General features: G+C 64.6%; 25 protein-coding genes and 1 pseudogene. 13 read left to right on the plus strand and 13 right to left on the minus strand.

Going from position 1 to position 22,675, the window contains the following annotated elements; translation table 11 throughout:
- Position 1: 1 nt before the first annotated feature.
- The 4 genes from AAHS21_RS08035 (at position 2) to AAHS21_RS08050 (ending at position 2,717) form a co-directional block, all read left to right on the plus strand.
- On the plus strand, positions 2–940 hold the full coding sequence (locus tag AAHS21_RS08035) for a CoA ester lyase (RefSeq protein ID WP_342927168.1): 939 nt from the start codon (positions 2–4) through the stop codon (positions 938–940).
- A 67-nt stretch (positions 941–1,007) separates the two neighbouring features.
- A complete protein-coding gene (locus tag AAHS21_RS08040) occupies positions 1,008–1,163 on the plus strand; it encodes a hypothetical protein (RefSeq protein WP_096290506.1) in 156 nt (51 codons plus the stop codon).
- Positions 1,164–1,245: 82 nt separating this feature from the next.
- Positions 1,246–1,938 carry a type 1 glutamine amidotransferase domain-containing protein gene (locus tag AAHS21_RS08045; RefSeq protein ID WP_342927169.1) on the plus strand — a complete coding sequence of 231 codons (693 nt, stop codon included), beginning with the start codon at positions 1,246–1,248 and terminating at the stop codon, positions 1,936–1,938.
- 125 nt (positions 1,939–2,063) lie between these two features.
- Complete coding sequence (locus AAHS21_RS08050; protein WP_342927170.1) at positions 2,064–2,717, plus strand: methyltransferase domain-containing protein; 654 nt, start codon at positions 2,064–2,066, stop codon at positions 2,715–2,717.
- A gap of 171 nt (positions 2,718–2,888) precedes the next feature.
- On the opposite strand, the gene AAHS21_RS08055 is transcribed toward AAHS21_RS08050, so the two are convergent.
- From AAHS21_RS08055 to AAHS21_RS08085, 7 genes and pseudogenes are all read right to left on the minus strand, one after another.
- On the minus strand, positions 2,889–3,299 hold the full coding sequence (locus AAHS21_RS08055) for an ArsI/CadI family heavy metal resistance metalloenzyme (RefSeq protein WP_342927171.1): 411 nt from the start codon (positions 3,297–3,299) through the stop codon (positions 2,889–2,891).
- A gap of 24 nt (positions 3,300–3,323) precedes the next feature.
- Positions 3,324–4,770 (minus strand): annotated as a pseudogene (arsB, locus tag AAHS21_RS08060) (ACR3 family arsenite efflux transporter).
- Positions 4,771–4,832: 62 nt separating this feature from the next.
- Positions 4,833–5,198: a metalloregulator ArsR/SmtB family transcription factor gene (locus AAHS21_RS08065; protein ID WP_342927172.1), complete on the minus strand. Its 366-nt coding sequence runs from the start codon at positions 5,196–5,198 to the stop codon at positions 4,833–4,835.
- A gap of 63 nt (positions 5,199–5,261) precedes the next feature.
- Complete coding sequence (locus tag AAHS21_RS08070) at positions 5,262–5,870, minus strand: helix-turn-helix domain-containing protein (protein ID WP_342927173.1); 609 nt, start codon at positions 5,868–5,870, stop codon at positions 5,262–5,264.
- Positions 5,867–6,640, minus strand: coding sequence for an SDR family oxidoreductase (locus AAHS21_RS08075; protein WP_342927174.1), 774 nt, complete (start codon positions 6,638–6,640; stop codon positions 5,867–5,869). Before AAHS21_RS08075 ends, AAHS21_RS08070 begins: the two co-directional genes overlap by 4 nt.
- Positions 6,637–7,143, minus strand: a complete 507-nt coding sequence (locus AAHS21_RS08080; protein ID WP_342927175.1) for a VOC family protein — start codon at positions 7,141–7,143, stop codon at positions 6,637–6,639. Before AAHS21_RS08080 ends, AAHS21_RS08075 begins: the two co-directional genes overlap by 4 nt.
- Positions 7,140–8,222 carry a dihydrodipicolinate reductase gene (locus AAHS21_RS08085; RefSeq protein ID WP_342927176.1) on the minus strand — a complete coding sequence of 361 codons (1,083 nt, stop codon included), beginning with the start codon at positions 8,220–8,222 and terminating at the stop codon, positions 7,140–7,142. The genes AAHS21_RS08080 and AAHS21_RS08085 overlap by 4 nt, the downstream gene beginning before the upstream one ends.
- A 106-nt stretch (positions 8,223–8,328) precedes the next feature.
- On the opposite strand from AAHS21_RS08085, the gene AAHS21_RS08090 reads away from it, so the two are divergent.
- The gene (locus tag AAHS21_RS08090; protein ID WP_342927177.1) at positions 8,329–9,192 is read left to right on the plus strand and encodes an SDR family oxidoreductase; all 864 of its coding nucleotides are present in this window, start codon (positions 8,329–8,331) and stop codon (positions 9,190–9,192) included.
- A gap of 27 nt (positions 9,193–9,219) precedes the next feature.
- On the opposite strand, the gene AAHS21_RS08095 is transcribed toward AAHS21_RS08090, so the two are convergent.
- The gene (locus tag AAHS21_RS08095; protein WP_342927178.1) at positions 9,220–9,885 is read right to left on the minus strand and encodes a TetR/AcrR family transcriptional regulator C-terminal domain-containing protein; all 666 of its coding nucleotides are present in this window, start codon (positions 9,883–9,885) and stop codon (positions 9,220–9,222) included.
- Positions 9,886–9,978: 93 nt separating this feature from the next.
- On the opposite strand from AAHS21_RS08095, the gene AAHS21_RS08100 reads away from it, so the two are divergent.
- The 6 genes from AAHS21_RS08100 to AAHS21_RS08125 all read left to right on the plus strand — a co-directional run bounded on the left by AAHS21_RS08100 (position 9,979) and on the right by AAHS21_RS08125 (position 15,805).
- Positions 9,979–10,884, plus strand: a complete 906-nt coding sequence (locus tag AAHS21_RS08100; protein WP_342927179.1) for an alpha/beta fold hydrolase — start codon at positions 9,979–9,981, stop codon at positions 10,882–10,884.
- Positions 10,868–11,503 (plus strand): maleylpyruvate isomerase family mycothiol-dependent enzyme, encoded by a 636-nt coding sequence (locus AAHS21_RS08105; protein WP_342927180.1) that lies wholly within the window; start codon positions 10,868–10,870, stop codon positions 11,501–11,503. The genes AAHS21_RS08100 and AAHS21_RS08105 overlap by 17 nt, the downstream gene beginning before the upstream one ends.
- Positions 11,504–11,527: 24 nt before the next feature.
- Positions 11,528–11,911: a DUF1330 domain-containing protein gene (locus tag AAHS21_RS08110; protein WP_342927181.1), complete on the plus strand. Its 384-nt coding sequence runs from the start codon at positions 11,528–11,530 to the stop codon at positions 11,909–11,911.
- Positions 11,912–12,054: 143 nt separating this feature from the next.
- Positions 12,055–13,857 (plus strand): long-chain fatty acid--CoA ligase, encoded by a 1,803-nt coding sequence (locus AAHS21_RS08115; protein ID WP_342927182.1) that lies wholly within the window; start codon positions 12,055–12,057, stop codon positions 13,855–13,857.
- A 101-nt stretch (positions 13,858–13,958) separates the two neighbouring features.
- A complete protein-coding gene (locus AAHS21_RS08120; protein WP_342927183.1) occupies positions 13,959–15,314 on the plus strand; it encodes a wax ester/triacylglycerol synthase family O-acyltransferase in 1,356 nt (451 codons plus the stop codon).
- A 5-nt stretch (positions 15,315–15,319) separates the two neighbouring features.
- A complete protein-coding gene (locus AAHS21_RS08125) occupies positions 15,320–15,805 on the plus strand; it encodes an NUDIX domain-containing protein (RefSeq protein ID WP_342927184.1) in 486 nt (161 codons plus the stop codon).
- On the opposite strand, the gene AAHS21_RS08130 is transcribed toward AAHS21_RS08125, so the two are convergent.
- Positions 15,789–16,868 carry a DUF2330 domain-containing protein gene (locus tag AAHS21_RS08130; RefSeq protein WP_342927185.1) on the minus strand — a complete coding sequence of 360 codons (1,080 nt, stop codon included), beginning with the start codon at positions 16,866–16,868 and terminating at the stop codon, positions 15,789–15,791. The two genes, AAHS21_RS08125 and AAHS21_RS08130, sit on opposite strands and share 17 nt — an antisense overlap.
- An 80-nt stretch (positions 16,869–16,948) precedes the next feature.
- Between AAHS21_RS08130 and AAHS21_RS08135 the strand changes: the two genes are divergently transcribed.
- Positions 16,949–18,229 (plus strand): cytochrome P450, encoded by a 1,281-nt coding sequence (locus tag AAHS21_RS08135; RefSeq protein ID WP_342927186.1) that lies wholly within the window; start codon positions 16,949–16,951, stop codon positions 18,227–18,229.
- 12 nt (positions 18,230–18,241) lie between these two features.
- Here AAHS21_RS08135 and AAHS21_RS08140 read toward each other — a convergent pair whose 3' ends face one another.
- The gene (locus tag AAHS21_RS08140; protein ID WP_342927187.1) at positions 18,242–18,574 is read right to left on the minus strand and encodes a DUF732 domain-containing protein; all 333 of its coding nucleotides are present in this window, start codon (positions 18,572–18,574) and stop codon (positions 18,242–18,244) included.
- Between the two features lie 125 nt (positions 18,575–18,699).
- Positions 18,700–19,776 (minus strand): ATP-dependent DNA ligase, encoded by a 1,077-nt coding sequence (locus tag AAHS21_RS08145; RefSeq protein ID WP_342927188.1) that lies wholly within the window; start codon positions 19,774–19,776, stop codon positions 18,700–18,702.
- Between the two features lie 37 nt (positions 19,777–19,813).
- On the opposite strand from AAHS21_RS08145, the gene ligD reads away from it, so the two are divergent.
- Entirely contained in the window at positions 19,814–20,854 is a 1,041-nt protein-coding gene (gene ligD / locus AAHS21_RS08150; protein WP_342927189.1) for a non-homologous end-joining DNA ligase, read from the plus strand.
- A gap of 271 nt (positions 20,855–21,125) precedes the next feature.
- Here ligD and AAHS21_RS08155 read toward each other — a convergent pair whose 3' ends face one another.
- Positions 21,126–21,302 carry a hypothetical protein gene (locus AAHS21_RS08155; protein ID WP_342927190.1) on the minus strand — a complete coding sequence of 59 codons (177 nt, stop codon included), beginning with the start codon at positions 21,300–21,302 and terminating at the stop codon, positions 21,126–21,128.
- A gap of 4 nt (positions 21,303–21,306) precedes the next feature.
- Complete coding sequence (locus AAHS21_RS08160; protein WP_342927491.1) at positions 21,307–22,095, minus strand: rhomboid-like protein; 789 nt, start codon at positions 22,093–22,095, stop codon at positions 21,307–21,309.
- Positions 22,096–22,675: the final 580 nt, after the last annotated feature.

The following is a 22,675-nucleotide window of genomic DNA, read 5'->3' on the forward strand; positions in this document are numbered from 1 at the left end:
AATGACTGGTCTGCTCCGTCGTTCCGAACTCGCGGTGCCGGCGTGCAACGACAACATGTTCGAGAAGGGCGCCAAGTGTGGGGCGGATTTGGTGTTCCTCGATCTCGAGGATGCCACCCCGGTCGGCGCCAAAGTGCAGTCCCGTGCGAAAGTCATTGCGGCGCTCAACGATATCGACTGGGGGCGCACCGCACGCGCCATCCGGATCAACGGTCTGGACACTCAGTGGTGCCACGACGACGTAATCGACGTCGTCACCCAGGCGGGCGAGAACCTCGACACGATCATCATCCCGAAAGCCCGCACCGCACAGGATGTCTGGTGGGTCGACGTCCTGCTCACTCAGCTGGAGTCGAAACTTGGCCTGAGCAACCGAATTCGGCTCGAGGTTCTGATCGAGGAAGTGCAGGGCCTGGCTAACGCCGAGCAGATCGCCGCGGCCAGCCCTCGCCTGGATACCCTGATCTTCGGGGTCGGTGACTTCTCGTTGTCGCAGGGTGCCCGGGTGGACACCAACTTCGTCCCGCTCGGCGAATACCCCGGCGAATTCTGGGCCTATGCGCGTAACAAGGTCATCGTCGCTGCGCGCATCGCCGGCCTAGACGCCATCGACGCGCCTTATCCCGACTACCGCGACCTGGCCGGATACGAGCGTGATGCGCGGCGCGCGTCGCTGCTCGGTTACACCGGCAAGTGGGCCATCCATCCCGAGCAGGTGCCCGTCGCCAACGGTGTTTACGCACCGACCGCCGACGAGATCGCCCGCGCCGAAGCCAATGTGTCCGCCTACCGCAAGGCCGAGGCCGCGGGCCGCGGGGCGGTCGGAGTCAACGGGGTGCTGGTCGATGCCGCCCACGTGAAGCAGGCACAGCAGACTCTGGCCCGCGCCGAGCTGGTCAAAGCGTGCAGCTCGGAAACGAATGGGCGAATGTCTGATTGAAGGTATTCGTGCCGGGGTAGTCCGTTGGGGATCAATTCGACTGACGCCCAATAGAAAGGGGCACGACGTGATTATCCTCGGCATCATTCTTGTTGTCATCGGGTATTTCGCCGCCATCCCGATTCTGGAAACCATCGGTGGCATCCTGGTGCTGATCGGTGTGGTCTTGTGGATCCTGGGAGCGGTCGGACGTCCGGTTGCCGGCCGAAAAGTCTGGTTCTAGGGTTAGCTTCGCTTGACCGCTTGTGGGTCCCACACCGCATACCGGCGTGCGGGACTGCTTTGACAAGGGAAGTGACCGTCTGATGGCAAAAGTTCTGTTCGTCGTCACCGCATCGAGCTACTGGACACTGAACGACGGCACCCGCCATCCGACCGGTTATTGGGCCGAGGAATTCGCGGCCCCGTACGAGGCGCTCAGCCGGGCTGGCCACCAGATCGTGGTGGCCACGCCCGGCGGCACCGTCCCGTACGTAGACGTGATGAGCTTGCGGCCGTCGATGGCCGGCAGCGTCGAGATCGCCGAGAAACTGGAAGGAATTCTGCGTTCCGCCGAACAGCTGCGTGCGCCGATCCAGCTGGCCAACGCGCGCCTGGACGATTACGACGCCATCTATTACCCCGGTGGGCACGGCCCGATGGAAGACCTCTGGCGTGACGCCGATTCCGGTCGCCTGCTCATCGCGGCGCTTGCCTCAGGCAAGCCGTTGGCAATCGTCTGCCACGCACCGGCGGCAATCCTGGCCACCCGCCGCGATGGCACTTCGCCCTTCGCGGGTTATCGCGTCACGGCCTTCACCAACGACGAAGAGGACGGTGTCGGACTCCGCGAAAAGGCGCCGTGGACGGTCGAAGACGAACTGGTCAAGATGGGCATCGACTTCGTCAAAGGCGAAATGTGGAAGCCGTTTACGGTGACGGACCGCAATCTTTACACCGGGCAAAACCCCGCCTCGGCCGGACCGCTGGCCGAAAAGCTGCTCGAAGTACTGAAGTAGCCAAGCAAATACATCATCCGCTGAGGTCCAACGCCTCGATACGGTACGTTTCCTTCCGGGCACCTTCGGGTGACATGTCGGGCGGCGGGTCGGGCTTACGGGCCGGCCTCAAGGAGTGAGGGCGGATGTCGAACTGGCTGCGCGACTTCGCGACAGATGTCAATTCCGAGCGGTCGCTGTCCGGGCGGGCACGCGGCCGTCGTTGGCGGCACCTGGTCACCTGCTTCCCGGAATTCTCCGAAATGAGAGTGCTGGACCTGGGCGGGACGCCCGAGTCGTGGCAGCTCGCGCCGGTGCAACCCCGCGCCGTCACCACGGTGAACCTGATGCCCGCGCAAGCGCAGGCTCCGGGCGTGACCGCGATTCAGGCCAACGCGTGTGATCTGCCGAGGTCGGTGACGGATGATCATTTCGACCTGGTGTTTTCAAACTCACTGCTCGAACACGTCGGTGGGCATGTACAGCGCCAGCGACTCGCGGACTATGTTCACGCACTCGCCGACCGGCACTGGATCCAGACTCCCTACCGCTACTTTCCGATCGAGCCGCATTGGCTGTTCCCGGGCATGCAGTGGCTGCCCTACGAGGCGCGCATCCAGGTGTCGCTGCGATGGAATCGCGGCCACATTCGCACGCACACTCGCGAGGAAGCCCGGGAACAGGTCGACGAGATCGAACTGGTCGGCATCTCACAGATGCGCGGGTTGTTCCCGTCCTCGGACATCTGGTTTGAACGATTCGCGGGACTGGTCAAGTCTCTGGTCGCCATTCAAACCTGAGCCTCGGGATCCACACGGCGCGGGACCATCTCCGCACCCACCCGGGACCAGTTGGGCCGTCACTTCACCGACCCCGAACGCATGGACCTGGTATTCACCAGCGGGGGCAATTGCCTGCTAGCGGTGGCGGTCAACGCTTTTGGCGTTGAGGATGAGTAAGCGTTAGCCGCGCTAGGACGCCGTGCAGCAGGCCTCGTCGGTCCCGGGACCGAAGGTGTCTGAGTCGGCTAAGACGGTGTAGACCTCCCATCGCTCACCGTTGGGGCCGGTGACCCAAACCTTGTCCTGGGCTGCGAAGCAGCAGGTGCTGTTGAGCTCTTCCTCGGTGAACAGGCCTTCGTTGGTAAGCCGGTCGATCTCGGCACGCACCGTGTCGCTGTCGCCAACTTCAACGCCGAGGTGGTTGAGGGTACCGGCGTGGTCCGGGTTTTCGATCAGTACCAGCTTGAGTGGGGGCGAGGTGATGGCGAAATTGGCGTAGCCGGGTTTGACCTTGGCGGGCTTGGTGTCAAAAAGCTTGGAGTAAAAGGCGATTGCCTCGTCGAGATTGTCGACGTTGAGGGCTAGCTGCACGCGCGACATGGTGGTTCCTTCCTTCGGGTGAGGTTATGTGGTCGAGGTGGTGGGCAGGAGTTCGGCGATCAGAGTCCTGACGCGGTGCGCGATGTCGTCGCGGATGGTGCGGACGGTTTCCAGGGTTTGGTCGGCGGGGTCAGCCACCTTCCAGTCGCGGTAGGAGACCCCGGGGAAATACGGGCACGTGTCACCACAACCCATGGTGATCACGATGTCGCTGGACTGTACATCTTCGCCGCTCAGAAGCTTGGGAATCTGTGCGGTGATGTCGATTCCGAGTTCCGACATGGCCGTGACCACCGCGGGGTTGAGATGGTCAGCGGGTTCGGTTCCCGCGGAACGGACTTCGATCCGGTCCCCGGCCAGATGCATGAGAAACGCGGCCGCCATTTGGGAGCGGCCGGCATTGTGCACACACACGAACAAGACACTCGGGCTGTCAGTCATCACCGGCGCTCCTACCCGCGTCTGACGTTGCACGAAAGAGCCGACCTCGAAGTGCCAAGGAAAGGTACACCAGGCCGACAAGAACGGGGACCTCGATCAACGGTCCGACCACTCCGGCGAGAGCCTGCCCGGATGCGACACCGTAGGTGCCGATCGCTACCGCAATGGCCAATTCGAAGTTGTTACCGGCCGCGGTGAACGCCAACGTGGTGGTCCGGGCATAGCCGAGCCGCAGTGCTGTTCCAAGGGCATATCCGCCGGCCCACATGATCGCGAAGTAGCCCAGCAGAGGGATCGCGATGCGGGCGACATCCCATGGGCGGGAGGTGATTTGGTGGCCCTGTAGAGCGAACAGGATGACGATGGTGAACAGCAACCCGTACAAGGCCCACGGTCCAACGCGAGGAACAAAGCGCGTCTCGTACCACTGCCGGCCCTTGGCTCGTTCCCCTAGGCGGCGTGACAGGTACCCGGCGAGCAGCGGAATGCCGAGAAAGACGAGGACGGATTTGGCGATGCCCCATGGGGAGACATCGATGCCCGTCCGGGGCAGGCCCAGCCAGCCGGGCAACACCGACAGGTAGAACCAGCCCAACACGGCGAACATCAGCACCTGGAAGATCGAATTGAGAGCGACCAGCACAGCAGCCGCTTCGCGGTCGCCGCAAGCCAAGTCGTTCCAAATAATCACCATCGCAATGCAGCGGGCCAGGCCGACGATGATCAGGCCGGTGCGGTACTCCGGAAGGTCCGGGAGTAGTAGCCAGGCCAGCGCGAACATCACCGCCGGGCCGATCAGCCAGTTGAGTACCAGCGAGGAGACCATGAGTTTGCGGTCACTGGTGATCTCGCCGAGCCGGTTATAACGAACCTTGGCCAGCACCGGATACATCATGACCAGCAGACCGGCCGCGATCGGCAGCGAAATGCCATCGACCTCGACCGCGCTCAGCGCCGATCCCAAACCGGGCACGACCCGGCCGAGCAGCAGACCGGCCGCCATGGCTACCCCGATCCACACCGGAAGCATCCGGTCCAAGAGTGGAAGCCGCGCGACTGTCTCCGCGGCCACAGGTTCCGACCGAGCCCGTGTCACGGGCAGCGCTCCGCTGTGGTGGCAACCATGTCGTCGACCTGCAAAGCCGACGAAAGTTGCTGCAATGCTGCGGGAATCACCCAGTAGTACACCCAGGTGCCGCGTCGCTCGCAATCGATCAGACCCGCTGAGCGCAACAGTTTGAGGTGGTGAGAAATCGTCGGTTGGGAGACGTCGAACGTGGCCGAGATTTCGCACACACACGCCTCGCCGCCGGGATGGCTGGCGATCAGGCTTAAGAGCCGTAGGCGGACCGGGTCGCTGAGCGCTTTGAACATCGTCGCCATGGTTGCGGCCTGGGACTCGTCCAGCGCGGTCGCACCCAAACTTGGGCAACACCGCGGTGGCGATTGATTTGACATTCTTCTATATAAACAGACATCGAATCAGAGCGCCAGTGGCGAGCTGGGATCGGAACCGGCCGACTAGTCCGTGGAGCGCTTCTTTCGCCAGTAGCTGCTCTTGACCGCCTCGAGAGCCTCGATCACATAGCGGTCCAGCGGTTGTCGGTTGGCCGACCGCAGGACCCACTGCTGAAACGCGAAATCGGCCGCACCGAAGGCGAGTTGGATCAGCAGCCCGGGTCGCATATCGGTCTCGGGGTCGGTGCCCATCCGTTCGGCGACGAGTTTCATCGCCCGCTCCTTGTCAGCGGGAGTGTGGATCGTTGCCTTGTCGAGCAGGCCCGGAGCGACCAGCAGGGCGGCGCGCCACTCCTCGCAGTCGGCTTGGTCGAACGACTGAGTCCGCGTGATGATGGCGTTGATCAGGGCGACGTCGGGTGCCTCGGTGGCGGGACGCTTTTCCAGGTGATTGACGATCGCGGCGCCGCCGTGGCGGACGGGTGCCAGCAGCAGTTCCTCCTTGGTCGGCACATGCCGGAAGAACGTTCGTGGCGAAACGCCTGCGGCAGTGGCGATCTCCTCGGTGGTTACCGCGTCGTATCCGCGTTCGACAAACAGCCGGAACGCCGCGCGCCGGATATCGGCGCGGATCTGAGCCCGCTGGCGATCCCGCAGCGACTCGCCGGTCACCGGAAGCAGCCGATCCCACCGTCGACGTGAATGGTCTGACCGGTGATGAAGGTGGCGTCACTGCCCAGCAGGAACGCCACCAGCGCTCCCACATCGGTGCGGACGTCGCCGATGCGCTTCATCGGAACACGCCCTACGGCCTTGTCGTATTCCTTGGGCGCAAACGACTTCCAGAACTTCACGCCGTCGGACTCGGCGAACGGGCAGATGACGTTGACGCGGATGTTGTCGCGTCCCCATTCCAGCGCTGCGACCTTGGACAGCCCGCGGATGCCTTCTTTGGCGGTGGCATAACCGCCCCACTTGGGTTCGCCGCCGGTTCCCGTCCCCGAGCCGAGGTTGACGATCGACCCGCCGCCGGCCTTGACCATCAACGGGTGCACGGCCTGCATCAGCAGGAAGGTCGCGCGGGGGCCGACGTCATGGCCGAGCGCGAAGTCCTCGAGGGTTATGTCGACGAATGCCTTGGGCTCGTTGGTGGCGATGGCATTGTTGACCAGCCCGTGCACGGTGCCGAAGGCGTCGAGCGCGGCCGCGGTGATGCGTTGGGCGCTTTGGGGATCGCGCAGGTCGGCGACCACGCTTGCGACCGGACCCATTTCCTTGAGCTCGTTAACCGTCGCGTCCAAGACCTCGGCCTGTATGTCGGCCAGCACCACCGACGCGCCGCGTTCCAGCAGTGCCGTCGCGGTGCCCTTGCCCACGCCCTGAGCCGCGCCGGTGATGATCGCGACGTGGCCGCGCATCGAATCGGGATGGGTGTAACTCATCTAACGGGTCCCATCTGTAGCCGTACACCGCGGTACATCTCGTAGGTGCTACGCACCCCGTCGGGCAGTTCGATGAACTCCACCGGTGTGCCGTCCGGGTCTTTCACGAAAAACATTCGGACTCCGCCGATCTCGAATGGCTCCTGATCGGGCGGGTAACCGGCGGCGACGACGCGTCGGTGGGTGTCGTCGAGATCGGTGACGGACAACGAGACGTTGTGGATGCCGGTGATGCCCCGCCGAGCCGCGCGATCGGTGGCCGGCTTGCTGCCCAGGGACAGCAGCTCGATCATCAACCCGCCCAGCAGGCCGCCGACCACGCGGCCCTCTTGTTTGCGGCTAGCGTGCAGCACCGCGTCGAAAGGCTCGCCGGATATCAGGGATTCGAAGACGATCTCCATCCCGAGCACGCCCCGGTAGAACGCCAGCGCGCGGTCCATGTCGGTAACACCGATGACGAGGTGGCAGAACGACACATCGTCGAGCACGCTTTCGCCGGTCACGATGGCTTCGCGAGATTGGGCGCCGGACGTCCGGCGAACAACGGCAGATCCAGGTAGGTCTTGATACCCGGCTCCGCCAGGCAGACATCCGGGATGGCGTTGATGCAATGGTTGGCGGTGACCACCACGCCCGGATTCTTGATCAGCCCCTCTTCGATCGTCTCGGGTTGCAGGCCTTTGAAAGTCAGCTTTACGTCTGGGTCTCCGGTGATCTCGACCTCGAAGCGTTCGCCGATCCCCCCGAAATCCCATGCGGGGTCCAGGTTTTCCTCACCCATCAGCCAGTTGACCGCGGCTGTGATGACAGGTTCGCCGTCGACCAGAGCCTGCCAGCGGAACCGGCGCGCGGCCACCGAGCCCGTGGTGATCGGGAATGGGGCATAGTCGATTTCGGCGGTCGCCACCGCGACGTCTTGGATGGTCCTGATATTGGGATCGATGCGGAATCCCATGTGATCGGCAATCATTCGCACCGACTGCTTGAATCCGGCCTCGAGCAGGCTGGCCATGGGTCCCCCCATGGCCTCTTCGGGTGTACCGCCGAAACCCATGATGTGGCGCACCACATCCGGTGCGTTGTAGGTGCGGATGTCGGAGAATTCCTCGGCGCGCACGTGGGTGACCGCGGACGAGAGCGAGGAAATCATCAGCGGGAACCGTTCCGTGATGCCGCCGGGGTGAATACCCGAACCATGCAGGGTCACACCGCTTTCCACTGCGGCATCGGCGACGGCTTGGTGACGCTTGTTGCCAGGATCCGGGTAAACCCAGCCAACCGGGGTGACCACGTTCTTACCGGACCGCAGGATGGCGATGACCTCGTCGTCGTTAGGCACCAACGGGCTGTACATCACGCAGTCCGCGTCCGTCGCCAGAATCTCGTCGATGCTCGACGTGGCGGTCACGCCAAGGTCCTCGGTCCCGATGATCCGGCCGACATCGACACCGTTCTTCTCGGCGCTGTGCACCCAACAGCCGGCGAGTTCGAGCTGCGGGTGGTTGAGCACGCACGCGATGGCGGCCTTGCCCACACCGCCCGTCGCCCATTGAATGACGCGAAGCTTGGCCGAACTGCTCATCGGTGTCCTTTCGATTGCACGCCTTTACATGCCAACGACCGAAATGGCACAGTATGACCCGCTGGCAGTCACTGTCAATGATGGCTGCGGGTAGGAAGGTCTGTTCATGAGCGTCCTCGAGGGCAAGATCGCAATCGTCACCGGAACCAGCCGGGGCGTGGGTGTCGGCATCGCCCATGAACTGCTACGTGCCGGCGCAACAGTCATCGGTTGTTCGCGCGGGCCATTGGACACCATGCCGGGCGTCGCAGCTGACTCCGAGTGGGCGCCGCGAGCCTCGCAGCGCGTCTGCGATCAGGGCGACTGCGGCTCGATCGATTCCTTCGTCACCGACGTGGTCGCCACGCACGGCCGGGTCGACATCCTGGTCAACAACGCCGGCGGCACCGTCCCAGCGCCGCATGTGGAGAGCATTCCCGAACTCGTGCAACGGATTCAGGGCGCACCACCGAGCGACGACGAGTACGAACGCACCGCGCTGTTCCACGCGTTCGCGGTACAGATGAACCTGATCAGCCCGCTCTGGTTCGCGATCCGCGCCTACCGGCAGATGGCGGCCCAGGACGGCGTCGGCTGCATCATCAATATCTCCAGCGGCGCCGGACACCCGGCGGGCTCGCCCACCCTGGTCTCCTACGGCGCGGCCAAGAGCGGCCTCAACCACCTCACCCGATCACTGGCCGAGGAGTGGGGGCCGAAGGTGCGCGTCAACTGTGTGGCCCTGGGCCCCACGATGACCGAGAACTTCCGCGCGTTCGTGTTACCCAAGGACGATCCAACCGGGGAGAAGTATTTCGCCGCCGTTCCTATGCGCCGTGCCGGCGAGCCCGAAGAGGTTGGGCGGGTTTGTGTTTTCCTCGCCGGCGGCCAGGCCGACTTCGTCAACGGCACTACGATCGAATGCGACGGCGGCATGATGCCCGGCGTGCTCTACGAGGCGGGTCTGAAGACGATCACGGATCTGCAGTAAGCATTGAACGGGCCACGCCCGCAACGGTTATCGCCTACGTTTGGCCGGCTTCGAGTCGTCGCGCGCTCGGGCTTGGATGCCGGCGAGCAGCATGTCGAGCGCACGGTCGAAGTCGTCAGCCATTGTCGAACGCTGACTGGTCTCCGACAGTGCCGCCAGGTGCGGGTGCTCGGTGCCGGCGAGATCGCCGATGCGCTTGGCGATCGACGCATTGGATTGATCGCGGTTTGCTCCGGTGAGTGGACCGGCCAATTCGACTTGGGCGGCACCCATTACGAGGCTGAGCACTCCGCGAAACGCGGCAAGCAGATCGAGGTCGCTCAGTCCTGCCCGCCGGAGCGCTTCGATGAGGCGCTCGGCGGGAAGGTATCCGGCTGCCGACACGGTGCGACGTGTCAACACCAACGGCGCGGCATTGGGGTGTTGACGCACTCCGCGCCAGAAGGCGGTTGCGATGGCTTTGACGTCGCAACGCCAATCGCCGGACGGGCGGGGCAGGCGGATGTCGGCGAGCACCGCCTCGGCGACGAGGCCCTCGAGCTCCTCGCGATCTTTGACGTAGTTGTAGAGCGTCATCGGCCCGGTGCCCAGAGCAGCAGCAAGTGAGCGCATGCTCAGGGCCGCGAGCCCGTCTTTGTCGACGATGGAAATCGCCTGCGCCCGCACCTCGGCGAGAGTGAATCGTGCCCGCACCTGCAGCCGACCTCCTCACCAGGTGAATCCATTGACACGTACACCGTACGTAAGCTAAAACGTACGGTGTACGTATTAGGGGAAGGATCTCACATGTCCGCTGCCTTGGACACCGCCAGGGTGTCCTTTCTGTCCCGTGGTACCCGTTGTGCCGCTTGGCTGACGCTGCCTGCGGGGCCTGGTCCGCATCCGGGGCTGGTGTTGGCGCACGGTCTGGGCGCCACGCATGGCATGTCGATGTCCCAGTACGAGCAGCATTTCGCCAAATCCGGCGTCGCGACCCTGGCGTTCGAGTATCGCCACATCGGGGAGTCCGACGGCGCGCCTCGTCAGCGGTTCAGCATGCGCGGGCACCGCCACGACGTCGAGGCGGCCTGCGCTTATCTGCGCACCCACGGCAGCATCGACGCCGCCCGGGTGGGACTGTGGGGGACCAGCCTGGGCGCGCTGCACGTGCTGCAAGCGGCGTCGCACGGGGTTGACGTCGCCGCGGTCGTGGTGCAATGCCCGATCGTGCACGGGCCGGCAACCTTGCGGCGAGGCGGCCTGCTGCCGGCACTGCGGCTGACGCCGGCGATCGTCGCCGATGCCATCAGCCGGTTGCGCGGGGCCGGCCGCAGGTATGTCCCCATCGTCGGCAGACCGGGGGATCTGGCCGCGGTGACCGTCGCGGGTGCGCTGCAGGGCTGGCACTCCACCGTCTCGCCCGGGTACACATTCGACAACCGGATGGCGGCGATGGACATGCTCGGCATCCTGCCGAGCAGCGCCAAGCGCGGAGCAGTGAAAATCAAAGCACCACTTCTCGTTTGTGTATCGCGACGGGAAACCCTGATGGACCCCCGTCACGCCGAAGATGTCGCCGCCGCGGCACCGCGTGGGATCGCGCGGCACTACGACAGCGACCACTTCGAGGTCTATCACGCACCGCTGCTAAACGAGCTGCTCGCCGATCAGACAGCCTTTCTTCAGGAGCACCTCGGTGTCAGGGTCGGCTAACACGTTGCGCGACAACGACGCCCGGCTCATCGAGTCGGCTCGGGGCCTCAGCGCGGCGCAGTGGTCCAAACCGAGCCTGTGCACCGAGTGGACCAATCACGAGGTGTTGGCCCATCTCGTCATCGGCTACGGTGTCGCGGTCTCCGCAGTAGCCACCAGCCTGCTGCGACATCGCGGCTCGTTCGACGTCGCTAACACCGAACTGGCTCGTGTGCTGGCCGCACAACGCGGTCCAGGACAGTTGCTCGACGACCTTGTCGTGCTGGCCCGCCGTCCACGCGGAATTGGCCGCTTGTTTCCCAAGTCGCTGCTGCTGGGTGACCATGTCATCCACGAACTCGACATCACCTATGCGTTGGGCCGAGAGTCGGCGGTGCCCGTATCGACCGTCGTCGCGGTGCTCAACACCCAGGTACGGGTGCCCAACCCGTTCGTCCCGGCAGCCGCGCGGGCCCGTGGTCTCAACCTCCTTGCGTCCGATGCTGCCTGGTCTCATCGCGCCGACGGGCCTGCCGTCACCGGGCAGGCCGCCCACCTCGCCTCCGCGCTCGCGGGCAGGCCGTGGGCGCTTTCGCGCCTCAGCGGTGCGGGAGTCGAGGTACTTTCGTCTCGCATGTGAACGCACGACAGCAGGGAGATTCATATGAGCGAGCTGCAACCCACCCCCGAGCAATTCGCGGCGCTCGCCGCGCGGCCGGCCGACGCGCCGGTGGTGATGATCAACCTCCTGAAGTTCAAGGCCGAGGGCGGCCTAGAGCGCTACGCCCAATACGGCCGCGAGGTCACACCGCACCTCGAACGCGCCGGTGCGGCCGTCCGCTATATGGGCGGATCACCTTCGGTCGTGATCGGTGAGGGTGAAAAGCCTTGGTGGGATGCGATTCTCGTCGTCGAATATCCCTCGCCGCAGGCCTTCATCGACATGGTGACCAATCAGGACTACCTCAAGGTCCACGAGCATCGCGCCGCCGCCCTGGACCGCGGCGACCTTATCGCCACCTCGGTGTGGGCGATCGGCGAAAGCTGACCCCTATGAGTCCATCGGCCCTCGAGGCCGGGACCTATGGCCACTAGAACCGTGCGGTCAGTGCGGTTAGCGTCGGGCCAGGAATAGCTACAGCCAGGAGGTGGGTCTCGTGGATACCCACTGTCTTCGAGGGTCGTCTGATCATGCGTGAATTCAGCGTTCCCGCGAACTTCAGCATCGACGAGCGCGACAGCATCGTCGCCAGTGTGTATGCGCATGAGCGGGACGACCCCGATCATGTGATCTTCCAGCGACTGGTCAACGACGTATGGCGGGATGTGACCTGCGCCCAGGCTGCTCAGCAGATACGGGAAACCGCGCTCGGTTTGATCGCCGAGGGGGTGAACGCCGGGGACCGCGTGGCGATCTTGGCGGCCACCTGCTACGAGTGGGTGATTCTCGACTACGCGATCCTCTCGGTGGGAGCGGTCACCGTCCCCATCTACGACACCTCGTCGGCCGAGCAGGTCCGCTGGGTGTTGGAGGATTCGGGTGCGGTGTTGGTGATTACCCAAAGCGATGCGCACGGCCAACTGGTCAAGGAACTGAGCACCGAGCTGCCTGCACTGCGCAAAATCCTGCACCTCGAGACGGGCGGGCTATCCGCGCTCGATGAGCTGGCCACGTCCGGGACATCGGTCGACGTGGGCGAACTGAACAAGCGGCTGGCGGCATTGCGGGCCGCGGACCCCGCGACGCTGATCTATACCTCGGGTACAACGGGCCGGCCCAAGGGCTGCCAGTTGACCCACTCCAATCTGCTTTACGAGACACGCGGTGCGGCAATGTATTTCCCGACACTGCTGTGCAAGGGACAACGGCTGCTGGTGTTCTTGCCGCTGGCACACGTATTGGCCCGCGCATTGTCGATGTCGGCCTTCGCCACCAAAGTCACCATCGGCTACACCAGCGACATCAAACACCTGATTCCAACCCTGGCCGCATTCAAGCCCACTGTCGTCGTGTCGGTTCCCCGTGTCTTCGAAAAGGTCTATAACACGGCCGAATTGAAAGCCCACGACAGCGGGAGGCGGGGGATCTTCGAGGCGGCCGTGCGGGCGGCGATCGAGTGGAGCATGGCCCTGGATGCCGGCGGTCCGGGGCCGCTGTTGCGAGCCAGGCACGCTCTGTTCGATCGGCTGGTCTATCACAAATTGCGCACGGCGCTGGGCGGCGAGTGCCACGCCGCGGTTTCCGGTGGGGCCCCGCTGGGCAAGCGCTTGTGCCACTTCTACCGGGGCGCGGGCCTGACCATCTATGAGGGCTATGGCCTCACCGAGACCAGCGCCGCGATCACGGTGAACCTGATCGGCGAAGAGCGTCTCGGCACGGTGGGAAAGCTGTTGCCCGGCAACAGCATGGCAATCGCCAACGACGGCGAGGTGCTGGTGCGCGGCGGCGTCGTGTTCAGTGAGTACTGGCACAACGAGAAGGCGACCCGAGAGGCGATCACCAACGGGTGGTTCCACACCGGCGATCTCGGCACGACGGACGACGACGGCTACTTGTCGATCATCGGCCGCAAAAAGGAAATCATCGTCACCGCGGGCGGCAAAAACGTCGCTCCGGCCGTCCTTGAGGATCAGCTGCGGGCGCATCCGCTGATCAGTCAGGCGATGGTGGTCGGCGACAACAGGCCCTTCGTCGCCGCCCTTATCGCGATTGACCCTGAGGGTTTCGAGGTGTGGAAGCAGCACCACGGCAAGGCTGCGACCGACTCTGTCGCAGATCTGACCCAGGACCCGGATCTGGTCGGCGAGATCGGCGGGGCGGTCGAACAAGCCAATCGCGCGGTGTCGCATGCCGAATCGATCCGCAAATTCCGGATCTTGCCGGTCGACTTCACCGTGCTCACCGGTGAACTGACTCCCACTCTGAAGGTGAAGAGAAACATCGTCAGGATGCGCTTCGCCAACGAGATCGAGGCGATGTACGCAAAGGCGTGACCTCCGGCGTCTGGTCAGCCTCCGGTGGGCGCGAGATGCGCCGACATGGCTGCGCAGGATTGCACCTTCGCTTCGCACCTCGATCGCGGTCTAATTGGGTGATGGAACTGATGAACCCCACCGACGGGATCTTTCTGCTGGGCGAATCCCGTGAACACCCCATGCACGTCGGTGGTCTGCAGCTGTACGAACCCCCGGATGGCGCCGGCCTGGAGTTCGTGCGGGAGTTCTACGACAGGCTGGTGGTCCAGCGTGATTTCCAGCCCACCTTTCTCAAGCGCCCGGCGACCTTCTTGGGTGGCATCGCCAACCTCGGATGGTCCTACGACAAGGACCTCGATATCGACTATCACGTCCGGCGCTCCGCGCTGCCCTCGCCGGGACGGGTCCGCGATCTGCTCGAGCTGACCTCGCTGCTGCACAGCGCCCTGCTCGACCGCCACCGTCCGCTGTGGGAGGCGTACGTGATCGAGGGACTCAAGGACGGCCGGTTCGCGATCTACACCAAGATGCACCACTCGCTGATCGACGGCGTCTCGGCGCTGAAGCTGATGCAGCGTGCACTGTCCGCCGATCCCGGGGACACCGAGATCCGGGCACCCTGGAGCCTACGTAAACCCAAGCACAAATCCGCGCCGGCGTCGCGGTTGAGTTCGTTGATGCATACGGCGGGATCCCTTGTCGCACTTGCTCCGTCGACGTTGTCATTGGCCCGTGCCGCGCTGTTCGAACAGCAACTCACGTTGCCGTTCGGCGCCCCGCGCACGATGCTCAACGTCAAGATCGGTGGCGCCCGCCGGTGTGCTGCGCAGTCGTGGTCGGTGGACCGCATCAAGAACGTCAAGAGCGCGGCGGGGGTCACGCTCAACGACGTCGTCCTGGCGATGTGTTCGGGTGCGTTGCGTTACTACCTACTCGAGCGGGATGCGCTGCCGGAAACGCCGCTGTTGGCGATGGTCCCGGTGAGCCTGCGCCGCGAGGACGAGGCCGACGCCGGCGGAAACCTGGTCGGGGCCATCCTGTGCAACCTGGCCACCGACATCGAGGACCCCGCCAAGCGGCTGGAGACGATCAGCGAGTCGATGTACAAGAACAAGACGGTGTTCTCCCAGCTGCCGCGGACCCAGGCGTTGGCGCTTTCCGCGGTGAACATGAGCGCGCTGGCGATGTCGGTGGTTCCCGGATGGGTGAATTCGACGTCACCGCCGTTCAACATCATCATCTCCAACGTTCCGGGACCCCGTGAGCAGATGTACTACGGCGGCGCCCGCCTGGACGGCAGCTATCCGCTGTCCGCGATTCTCGACGGCCAAGCGTTGAACATCACCCTGGTGAGCAACGCCGACAAGCTCGATTTCGGGCTGGTCGGGTGCCGGCGTAGCGTCCCGCATTTGCAGCGGCTGCTCGCGCATCTGGAGGAGTCGCTGAAAGACCTGGAACGCGCCGTCGGAGTCTGAGCCCGTTGCCGAAATTCAGTGCGGGAGTGCTGCTGTACCGGGACCGCGACGGTGTTGTGGAAGTCTTGATCGCACACCCGGGTGGTCCGTTTTGGGCCCGCAAAGATGACGCGGCGTGGTCGATCCCGAAGGGCGAGTATTGCGACGGCGAGGATCCCTGGGCCGCCGCGCAGCGCGAGTTTTCCGAGGAGCTCGGGCTACCGGTCCCGGCCGGACCGCGCCTGGACCTCGGTGCGCTGAAGCAGCCCAGCGGCAAGGTGGTCACCGCCTTCGCGGTCCGGGGCGACCTCGACGCCCGTAGCACGCGCAGCAACACCTTCGAGTTGGAGTGGCCGAAGGGCTCGGGCAACGTCCGCGAGTTCCCCGAAGTCGATCGGGTCGGATGGTTCCCGGTGGCACAGGCACGCGTCAAATTGCTTAAGGGACAACGACCTTATCTCGACTTGTTGATGGCGCAGCCGGAGCTGACGGGCCTCACCGAAGGGTGTTAGTGCGCTGCTTTCGCCGGCGGACGGCGAAGAAGACCACCGGCACCGCGATCGCGACCACGGCGAACACGAACACCACAAAGACGATCAGCTCGATCGGGATGACCGTGTTGCGGTCGACGTAAATCACCTGCCGGTACGGGTCATCGTTGGCCGCGTTGGCGAAGCTGAAATCCGACGAGATCTGTTCCGGCTTAGGAATATTCACCTGTAGCTTGGTCAGATAGCCGCCGTGGTCGGCGGACAATTCGCGCAGCAGTGGGTTACGTACCTCCGCCGCGACATTGCCCGCGAATTGGACTTGCACCGTCTGGCCGGCCGCCGGTGCGGCATCGGCGTCGGTGCGCTGCTGGCGATGATCGGACAGCGTGAAGACCGTGACTTGTTGGGGACCTGCTGCCGCGACCGACAATCGCATGGGATACACCAGTTTCGTCGACGGGAAGGTCATCCGCACCGGGTTCAGGCCACCCACGATGGGATCCGAACTGGTCAGCCGGATCGCGACGAACGACCATCCGTCACGCACATATGGACCCAGCGCGTCCGACACCGCCGGACGGACCGCATAACCGTTGTCCGCCAACCACTTTTGCAATCCGCTCAGATCACCGCCGGCCAGCGTGGTGGCCTCCAGCGGGCCGAGCTGAACCTGGTTGACGACGGTCGGTCCGCGGGGGGCCGCAGCGTCGAGTGGCGCGGGCGCGCTCGCACCCAGCCCGCCCAGGACCCAGTGCCGGCGCTGCTCGACCCGGGGGGCGGTGAGTGTGTCCAGCTCGGCGAAGGTCTCCTTGTCGCCCTCGGTGACGGTCGCCGGGGCCGGCGTAGGCACCACCAGGGCGACGTTGTTCGTGTCGGCATTCAGGGCCAGCTGCATCACGATGGTTTCGCTGGATCCGTTCCAATGCAGCAGCGCGACTTCGTGGTTCATGACGGCCTGGCCGCCGGTGGGAGGGACGATCGCGCCGCACGCACAGGCATAACCCGGAGCAGCCATGGCCACATTGGCCAGGGTAGCCAGCAGAACCGCGATCAGACCCAACCCGCAAGTGCGGGGTATCTTCATGCCGCACATGCTAGTTGCTGACGAGCGCGTGGTCACCCACTTCTCAGGGCTACTTAAGGTCGGGAATGCACAATGTGGCCATGACGACTGTGCCGATTCAGCCGCCCGCCGAACGCGATGACCAGGCCGAATCGCAGAAGCTGCTGTTCGCATTCCTCGACCCGGCTGCTCGAGCTAACCCGTATCCGCTGTGCGCGGAATTTCGCGATCGCGGACCGATCCTGTTGCCCGACGCGCACCTCGCCGTCTTCTCGACCTACCGGGACTGTGACGACGCCCTGCGGCACCCGGCGTCGAGCAGCGACCGGATGAAGTCGACGCGCGCTCAAGAGCAGGTCGAAGCGCAAATCCGGGAGCTCACCGCGGCGGGTGCGCCACCACCCGCGCAGCCCCCGCCGGGATTTCTGTTCCTCGATCCTCCCGACCACACGCGCCTGCGCAGACTGGTCAGTAAGGCGTTCGCGCCGAAGGTGGTCAATGCGCTGCGGCCCGACATCAGCGTCCTGGTGGGCGGATTGCTCGACGTGATCGCCGAGAAGGGCAGCTTCGACGTCGTCGACGATTTCGCGTACCCGCTGCCGGTCGCCGTCATCTGCCGACTGCTCGGCGTACCGCTGGAGGACGAGCCGAAATTCAGCCACGCCTCGGGACTGCTTGCGCAAGCACTGGATCCGTTCGTCACGTTCACCGGTTCGGCCTCCGATGGTTTGCAGGAACGCCTCGACGCCGGAACGTGGCTGCGGGGGTACCTACACGGCCTGATCGACCGGCGTCGTTCGCGGCCCGGCGAGGACCTGATGTCTGGTCTGATCGCGGTGGAGGAGTCCGGTGATCAGCTCACGGAGGAGGAGATCGTCTCGACTTGCCTGCTGCTGCTGGTCGCGGGTCACGAGACCACGGTCAACCTGATCGGCAACGCCGTCTTGGCCATGCTGCGAGAGCCGGCGCACTGGGCGGCGTTACGCGCCGACGCGAACCGTGTTTCGGCGGTGATCGAGGAGACCCTGCGGTACGACCCGCCCGTGCAGATGGTTGGCCGAATTGCCCTCGAAGACATGAAGATCGGGCACGTCGAGGTGCCCGAAGGTGATGTGATGATGCTGTTGCTGGCCGCGGCACACCGCGACCCCGCCGAATTCGACCGCCCCGATACGTTCGACCCCGATCGGGGAACGTTGCGGCACTTGGGCTTCGGTCGCGGCCTGCACTACTGTCTGGGCGCACCGCTGGCGCGAATGGAAGCCGGTATCGCCCTGTCGGAGGCGGCTGCGAGATTCCCGAACGCGCGACTGGACAGCGAACCGCAGTACAAGGCGAACGTTACGCTGCGGGGGTTATCCGAGCTGACCGTCGCGGTCTAGCCGCTCGGCGCTCTAGTGGGGGCCCAGCTTGGGGGCGAACTGCGGGCAGTAGTAGGTGACAGAAGCGGCGATGAAGAACGCGGACTGATTCCGGTCCAGACCGGAGTGCTGATTGAGGTACTGGTATGCGCTCTCTTGATAGTCGAGCATGTCGCATATCTCCTTGGCATCCTCGATCACGGCGCCGTCCGGTGCATTGACGCCGATCCCATTGGCCCGTACCTGCCGGAGGAAGTCATCCGTCGGGGTTGCCTGCGCTACCGGCGCCGCCACTGCCGACAAGAGTCCGATTGTCGCCAGGATCCCCATGGCCATGGACTTCTTCACGGCCGCTGCTGCGTTCATGCGGTCCCTTCCTTCGAAGTTTGCACACTAAGGATCCACTTCCGCCGCCGGTCCTGCAACGGAACTTTTTACGAACGCGCACGGAACGCCGCCGGATTCGCTGGAAGCAATCAGCCGCTGCTCTTTCAGCCAAGGCCGGGCACGATGTCGCCCAGGCTGAAAGTGACTGGCTGTTCGAGTTGCTGGTAGGTGCACGAGCGGGGATCGCGATCGGTACGCCACCGGCTGAACTGGGCGGTATGACGAAACCGCCGGCCTTCCATGTGGTCGTAGCGGACCTCGACTACCCGCTCGGGTCGAAGCGGGACGAAGGACAGGTCCTTACCGGCGTTCCACCGCGACGTCTCGTTCTTGCGCGGGGTGCGCTCGCCGGCCTCGTGCGCGGCCCAGCTCCATGGGTGGTCGTCGAAAGTGGTTATCAGCGGCTGTAATTCGGTAAAGAGGCGCCGTCGTTCGGCCATCGGGAACGCGCCGATGACGCCGACCGACGCCAGCTGTCCATCGTCTTGATAGAGCCCGAGCAGCAGCGACCCGATCGCGTCGCCGCCGGACTTGTGGACCCGATAGCCGGCGACCACACAATCGGCGGTCCGCTCGTGCTTGATCTTGAACATGACGCGCTTGTCCGGCTGGTATGTGATGGTCAGTGGCTTGGCGATGACGCCGTCGAGACCGGCTCCCTCGAACTCGTCGAACCAGCGCTGCGCCGTCTCGAGATCGGTGGTCGCCGGCGTGACGTGAAACGCCGCGGCCGATCCGGCCGCGGAAACAGGCACCGCGTCGACCAGGGCGGCGCGCCGGTCGCTGAACGGGCGTTGGGTGAAATCCTCGTCGCCTAAGGCCAGCAGATCGAATGCGATGAAGGCCGCCGGGGTCTGCCCGGCCAGCATCCGCACCCGCGAGTCCGCCGGGTGAATGCGCTGTTGCAGTGCCTCGAAGTCCAGGCCATGGTCGGTGGCGATGACGATCTCACCATCGATCACGCAGCGCCGTGGCAGCTCGGCCTGGGCCGCGGCGATCAGCTCGGGGAAGTAGCGGGTCATCGGGCGCTCGTTGCGGCTACCCAGCTCGACCTGCTCGCCGTCCCGGAAGCAGATCGATCGGAAGCCGTCCCATTTGGGCTCGTAGGAGGCTTCCGGGGGTATCGCTTTGACCGACTTGGCCAGCATCGGCGAAACCGGCGGCATGACGGGCAAGTCCATTGGTCCATTCTGACGCGGGGCGTGCTGGAATCGAGAGATGGCTGCGGCATCCGAAGAGCTCGACGTCGACGGCGTCTCGGTACGTCTGTCCAACCCGGACAAGGTGTACTTCCCGAAGCTCGGGTCCAACGGCACCAAGCGGCGGCTCGTCGAGTACTACCGTGCCGTGGCGGGCGGCCCGATGCTGGACGCGCTGCGCAACCGACCGACGCATCTGCAGCGCTTTCCGGACGGCATCGACGGCGAGGAGATCTACCAGAAGCGGATACCGCAGCATCATCCCGACTATTTGGAGACCTGCCGGGTCACTTTTCCGTCCGGGCGGACCGCCGATGCGCTGATGGTGACGCATCCCGCCGCGATCGTGTGGGCGGCGCAGATGGGCACGATCACGCTACATCCCTGGCAGGTGCGCTGCCCCGACACCGAGCACCCCGACGAGCTGCGCATCGATCTTGATCCCCAGCCCGGCGTCGGGTTCGAGCAGGCCCGTTCGGTCGCGGTGGACGTGCTGCGTCCGTTGCTCGACGAGCTTGGCCTCGTCGGCTATCCCAAGACCTCCGGGGGCCGCGGGATCCACGTTTTTCTCCGGATCGCCACCGACTGGGATTTCATCGCGGTGCGCCGCGCCGGCATCGCACTGGCGCGCGAAGTCGAACGCCGCGCGCCGGCCGCGGTGACCACGTCCTGGTGGAAGGAGGAACGCGGTCAGCGCATCTTCATCGACTTCAACCAAAACGCGCGCGATCGCACAATGGCCTCGCCGTATTCGGTGCGACCCACGCCGATCGCGACGGTGTCGATGCCGTTGAGCTGGGGGGAGTTGGCGGGCGCGGAGCCGGACGATTACACGATGGCGACCGTGCCGGACCTGATGCGGAACCGCGACGACCCGTGGGCCGGCATGGACGGGGACGCTCAATCGTTGACCCGGTTATTGGACATGGTCGAGGCGGACGAGGAGCGGGGAATGGGTGATATGCCCTATCCGCCGAATTACCCCAAAATGCCCGGTGAGCCGAAACGAGTGCAGCCGAGTCGGGATACGGACCTGACCAGGAAAAACAGGCCGAATTGAAGGACAGTTTTTGCTGCTCGCACATTCGGAAGGCGATCAATTTCTGCATTCAGCAGCCCTGTGCGGGGCATATTCTGGCATTCTGACAGCTAGATCATCGCGTTTCGCCGCGGAGGGGAATTGCTGCGCGCGGGCCGACAACGGCTGGGGGCCTGAAGGACGGAGTGGCCATGCCTGGCCTGAGGAGCAAGCTCATTGTCGCGGCGATTCTCGCGGCCGCCGCCACCGCGACGGCCGGATGCACAACGCCGCTCACGATCGACTGCAGTCCCTACACCTGTTCTGCCTGATTCCTGACGGGCGAGGCTCCTGTCGGCAGGAACAGCATCGTCAGCGGGAATTTCAGCGCTGCGCCGCCACCGGAGATCGTGCAGTAGACGATTTCCATCTCCAGCGGCAGCTGGGCTATCGGCCGGGTTTCCATAATTTTCGAGTCTTTGCCGGCCAATTGACTAGGGCTGTGCCGGCTGGGGCAGCAATCCCGGCTGGCCCGAAAATGCGCGCGGTGCGCCGTCGCGTGACCGCAACATCCAGGATGCGACGAATGCGATCAGGGCACCCGCGACGCCGGCTGTCGGTGCCGGCCCGGCCGGTCCACAGAGCACCATGTAGCCGAACGCGGAGCCGACCACGAGCAAAGCCGAGTGCACAAAAGTCCAGCTGATGATGGAGCGCAGTCGGAAGGACACAGCGATACCCAGCAACAGCGCAACGACGTGACCAACCGCGGTGAAATCTGCGCTCAACGCCGCCGCGACGGCGTTGCCCATCCACCACCCGACCCACACCGGCCGCCAGCGCGACGGTATCGATGCCGTGAGCGCCCCCAGAACGCACACGGCGCCGTAGCTCATCCCCACATCGGTGGCGCGCGCCAAGGACATCGGCAGCCAGCCTGCGGTCAGCGCTGTGGTGAGCCAGACGGCTACGACCAGCGTGGCACCAATATGGCCGAGTGCGAATGCGATGACCAAACCCTTACTGCGCCAAATCAGTTCGCCCAGCGCTAGCAGACACACCAGGCCCGGTAGCCAAAGCAGCACGTGGCCGCCGTCGCTGACGAACGCGCTACCGACCAACGTGACAATTTGACCGTGCGCCAGATTGTGCAAATTGGTGCTCATCTCCCGCACCGCGACGTCGTGCACATGCGGACCGAGCGCCGTCAGCAGGAACGACACAACGAGCAGCATGGTGGCGTACACGATGGTGGCCGGCAACCACGCCGCCACCGACAGCACCCGCGAGCTCCACGCTGTCCGGCGGTTCTCAATACGAAGCACGGCGGTTACACCTTCGTGAGTCCGGTCGACTATTGGCGGCCAGTGGTCACCGCCTGGGTCAACAGCCATGTCCGACATGCCTATTCCCCCTCACAGCGTTGACAACCATTGTGACGGAACCGGGGCGGTGCGGCCGGTGAGACCAATCACAGTCGCAGGCCAACACGTCAGCAATGGTTTTTTCGGTCAACGGCGAGATGGCGCGATCGAGGTGCGGGCTCAATCCGTGCCAAAGCGACGGATGCAGCTCGAAGCGCGTCATGCTTCTAAATTGAGGTCTGCGGCGTCGGCGTGCCACGTTCTTAACGGATTCTTCACACCCGGGTGCTCAATCTTCACGGTTGCGGCAACGATGCGCCGGAAGACCGGCTGGGCCGGCCGCCCTGCGAGCATGCCCAGCGCACTTTGGCCACGCAGACAGGGCTTCGTCGAATCCTTGACGTCGTCCTCCCGCGGCTGTTAGATATGGCCTGCGTGACCGATTTGGGCGATCGCTCAAACACGACCCGGTGGAGGCTACCGTGGGTAGGGGAAAGCA

Source organism: Mycobacterium sp. 050272 (assembly GCF_039023525.1).
Classification (GTDB): Bacteria; Actinomycetota; Actinomycetes; order Mycobacteriales; family Mycobacteriaceae; genus Mycobacterium.

Bases quoted from the DNA above. Each gene is read 5' to 3' on its own strand.
- AAHS21_RS08035 (WP_342927168.1), top strand. From the start codon at position 2: ATGACTGGTCTGCTCCGTCGTTCCGAACTCGCGGTGCCGGCGTGCAAC.
- AAHS21_RS08045 (WP_342927169.1), top strand. From the start codon at position 1,246: ATGGCAAAAGTTCTGTTCGTCGTCACCGCATCGAGCTACTGGACACTG.
- AAHS21_RS08050 (WP_342927170.1), top strand. From the start codon at position 2,064: ATGTCGAACTGGCTGCGCGACTTCGCGACAGATGTCAATTCCGAGCGG.
- AAHS21_RS08055 (WP_342927171.1), bottom strand. From the start codon at position 3,299: ATGTCGCGCGTGCAGCTAGCCCTCAACGTCGACAATCTCGACGAGGCA.
- AAHS21_RS08065 (WP_342927172.1), bottom strand. From the start codon at position 5,198: ATGTCAAATCAATCGCCACCGCGGTGTTGCCCAAGTTTGGGTGCGACC.
- AAHS21_RS08075 (WP_342927174.1), bottom strand. From the start codon at position 6,640: ATGAGTTACACCCATCCCGATTCGATGCGCGGCCACGTCGCGATCATC.
- AAHS21_RS08085 (WP_342927176.1), bottom strand. From the start codon at position 8,222: ATGAGCAGTTCGGCCAAGCTTCGCGTCATTCAATGGGCGACGGGCGGT.
- AAHS21_RS08090 (WP_342927177.1), top strand. From the start codon at position 8,329: ATGAGCGTCCTCGAGGGCAAGATCGCAATCGTCACCGGAACCAGCCGG.
- AAHS21_RS08100 (WP_342927179.1), top strand. From the start codon at position 9,979: ATGTCCGCTGCCTTGGACACCGCCAGGGTGTCCTTTCTGTCCCGTGGT.
- AAHS21_RS08110 (WP_342927181.1), top strand. From the start codon at position 11,528: ATGAGCGAGCTGCAACCCACCCCCGAGCAATTCGCGGCGCTCGCCGCG.
- AAHS21_RS08115 (WP_342927182.1), top strand. From the start codon at position 12,055: ATGCGTGAATTCAGCGTTCCCGCGAACTTCAGCATCGACGAGCGCGAC.
- AAHS21_RS08120 (WP_342927183.1), top strand. From the start codon at position 13,959: ATGGAACTGATGAACCCCACCGACGGGATCTTTCTGCTGGGCGAATCC.
- AAHS21_RS08130 (WP_342927185.1), bottom strand. From the start codon at position 16,868: ATGAAGATACCCCGCACTTGCGGGTTGGGTCTGATCGCGGTTCTGCTG.
- AAHS21_RS08135 (WP_342927186.1), top strand. From the start codon at position 16,949: ATGACGACTGTGCCGATTCAGCCGCCCGCCGAACGCGATGACCAGGCC.
- AAHS21_RS08140 (WP_342927187.1), bottom strand. From the start codon at position 18,574: ATGAACGCAGCAGCGGCCGTGAAGAAGTCCATGGCCATGGGGATCCTG.
- AAHS21_RS08145 (WP_342927188.1), bottom strand. From the start codon at position 19,776: ATGGACTTGCCCGTCATGCCGCCGGTTTCGCCGATGCTGGCCAAGTCG.
- ligD (WP_342927189.1), top strand. From the start codon at position 19,814: ATGGCTGCGGCATCCGAAGAGCTCGACGTCGACGGCGTCTCGGTACGT.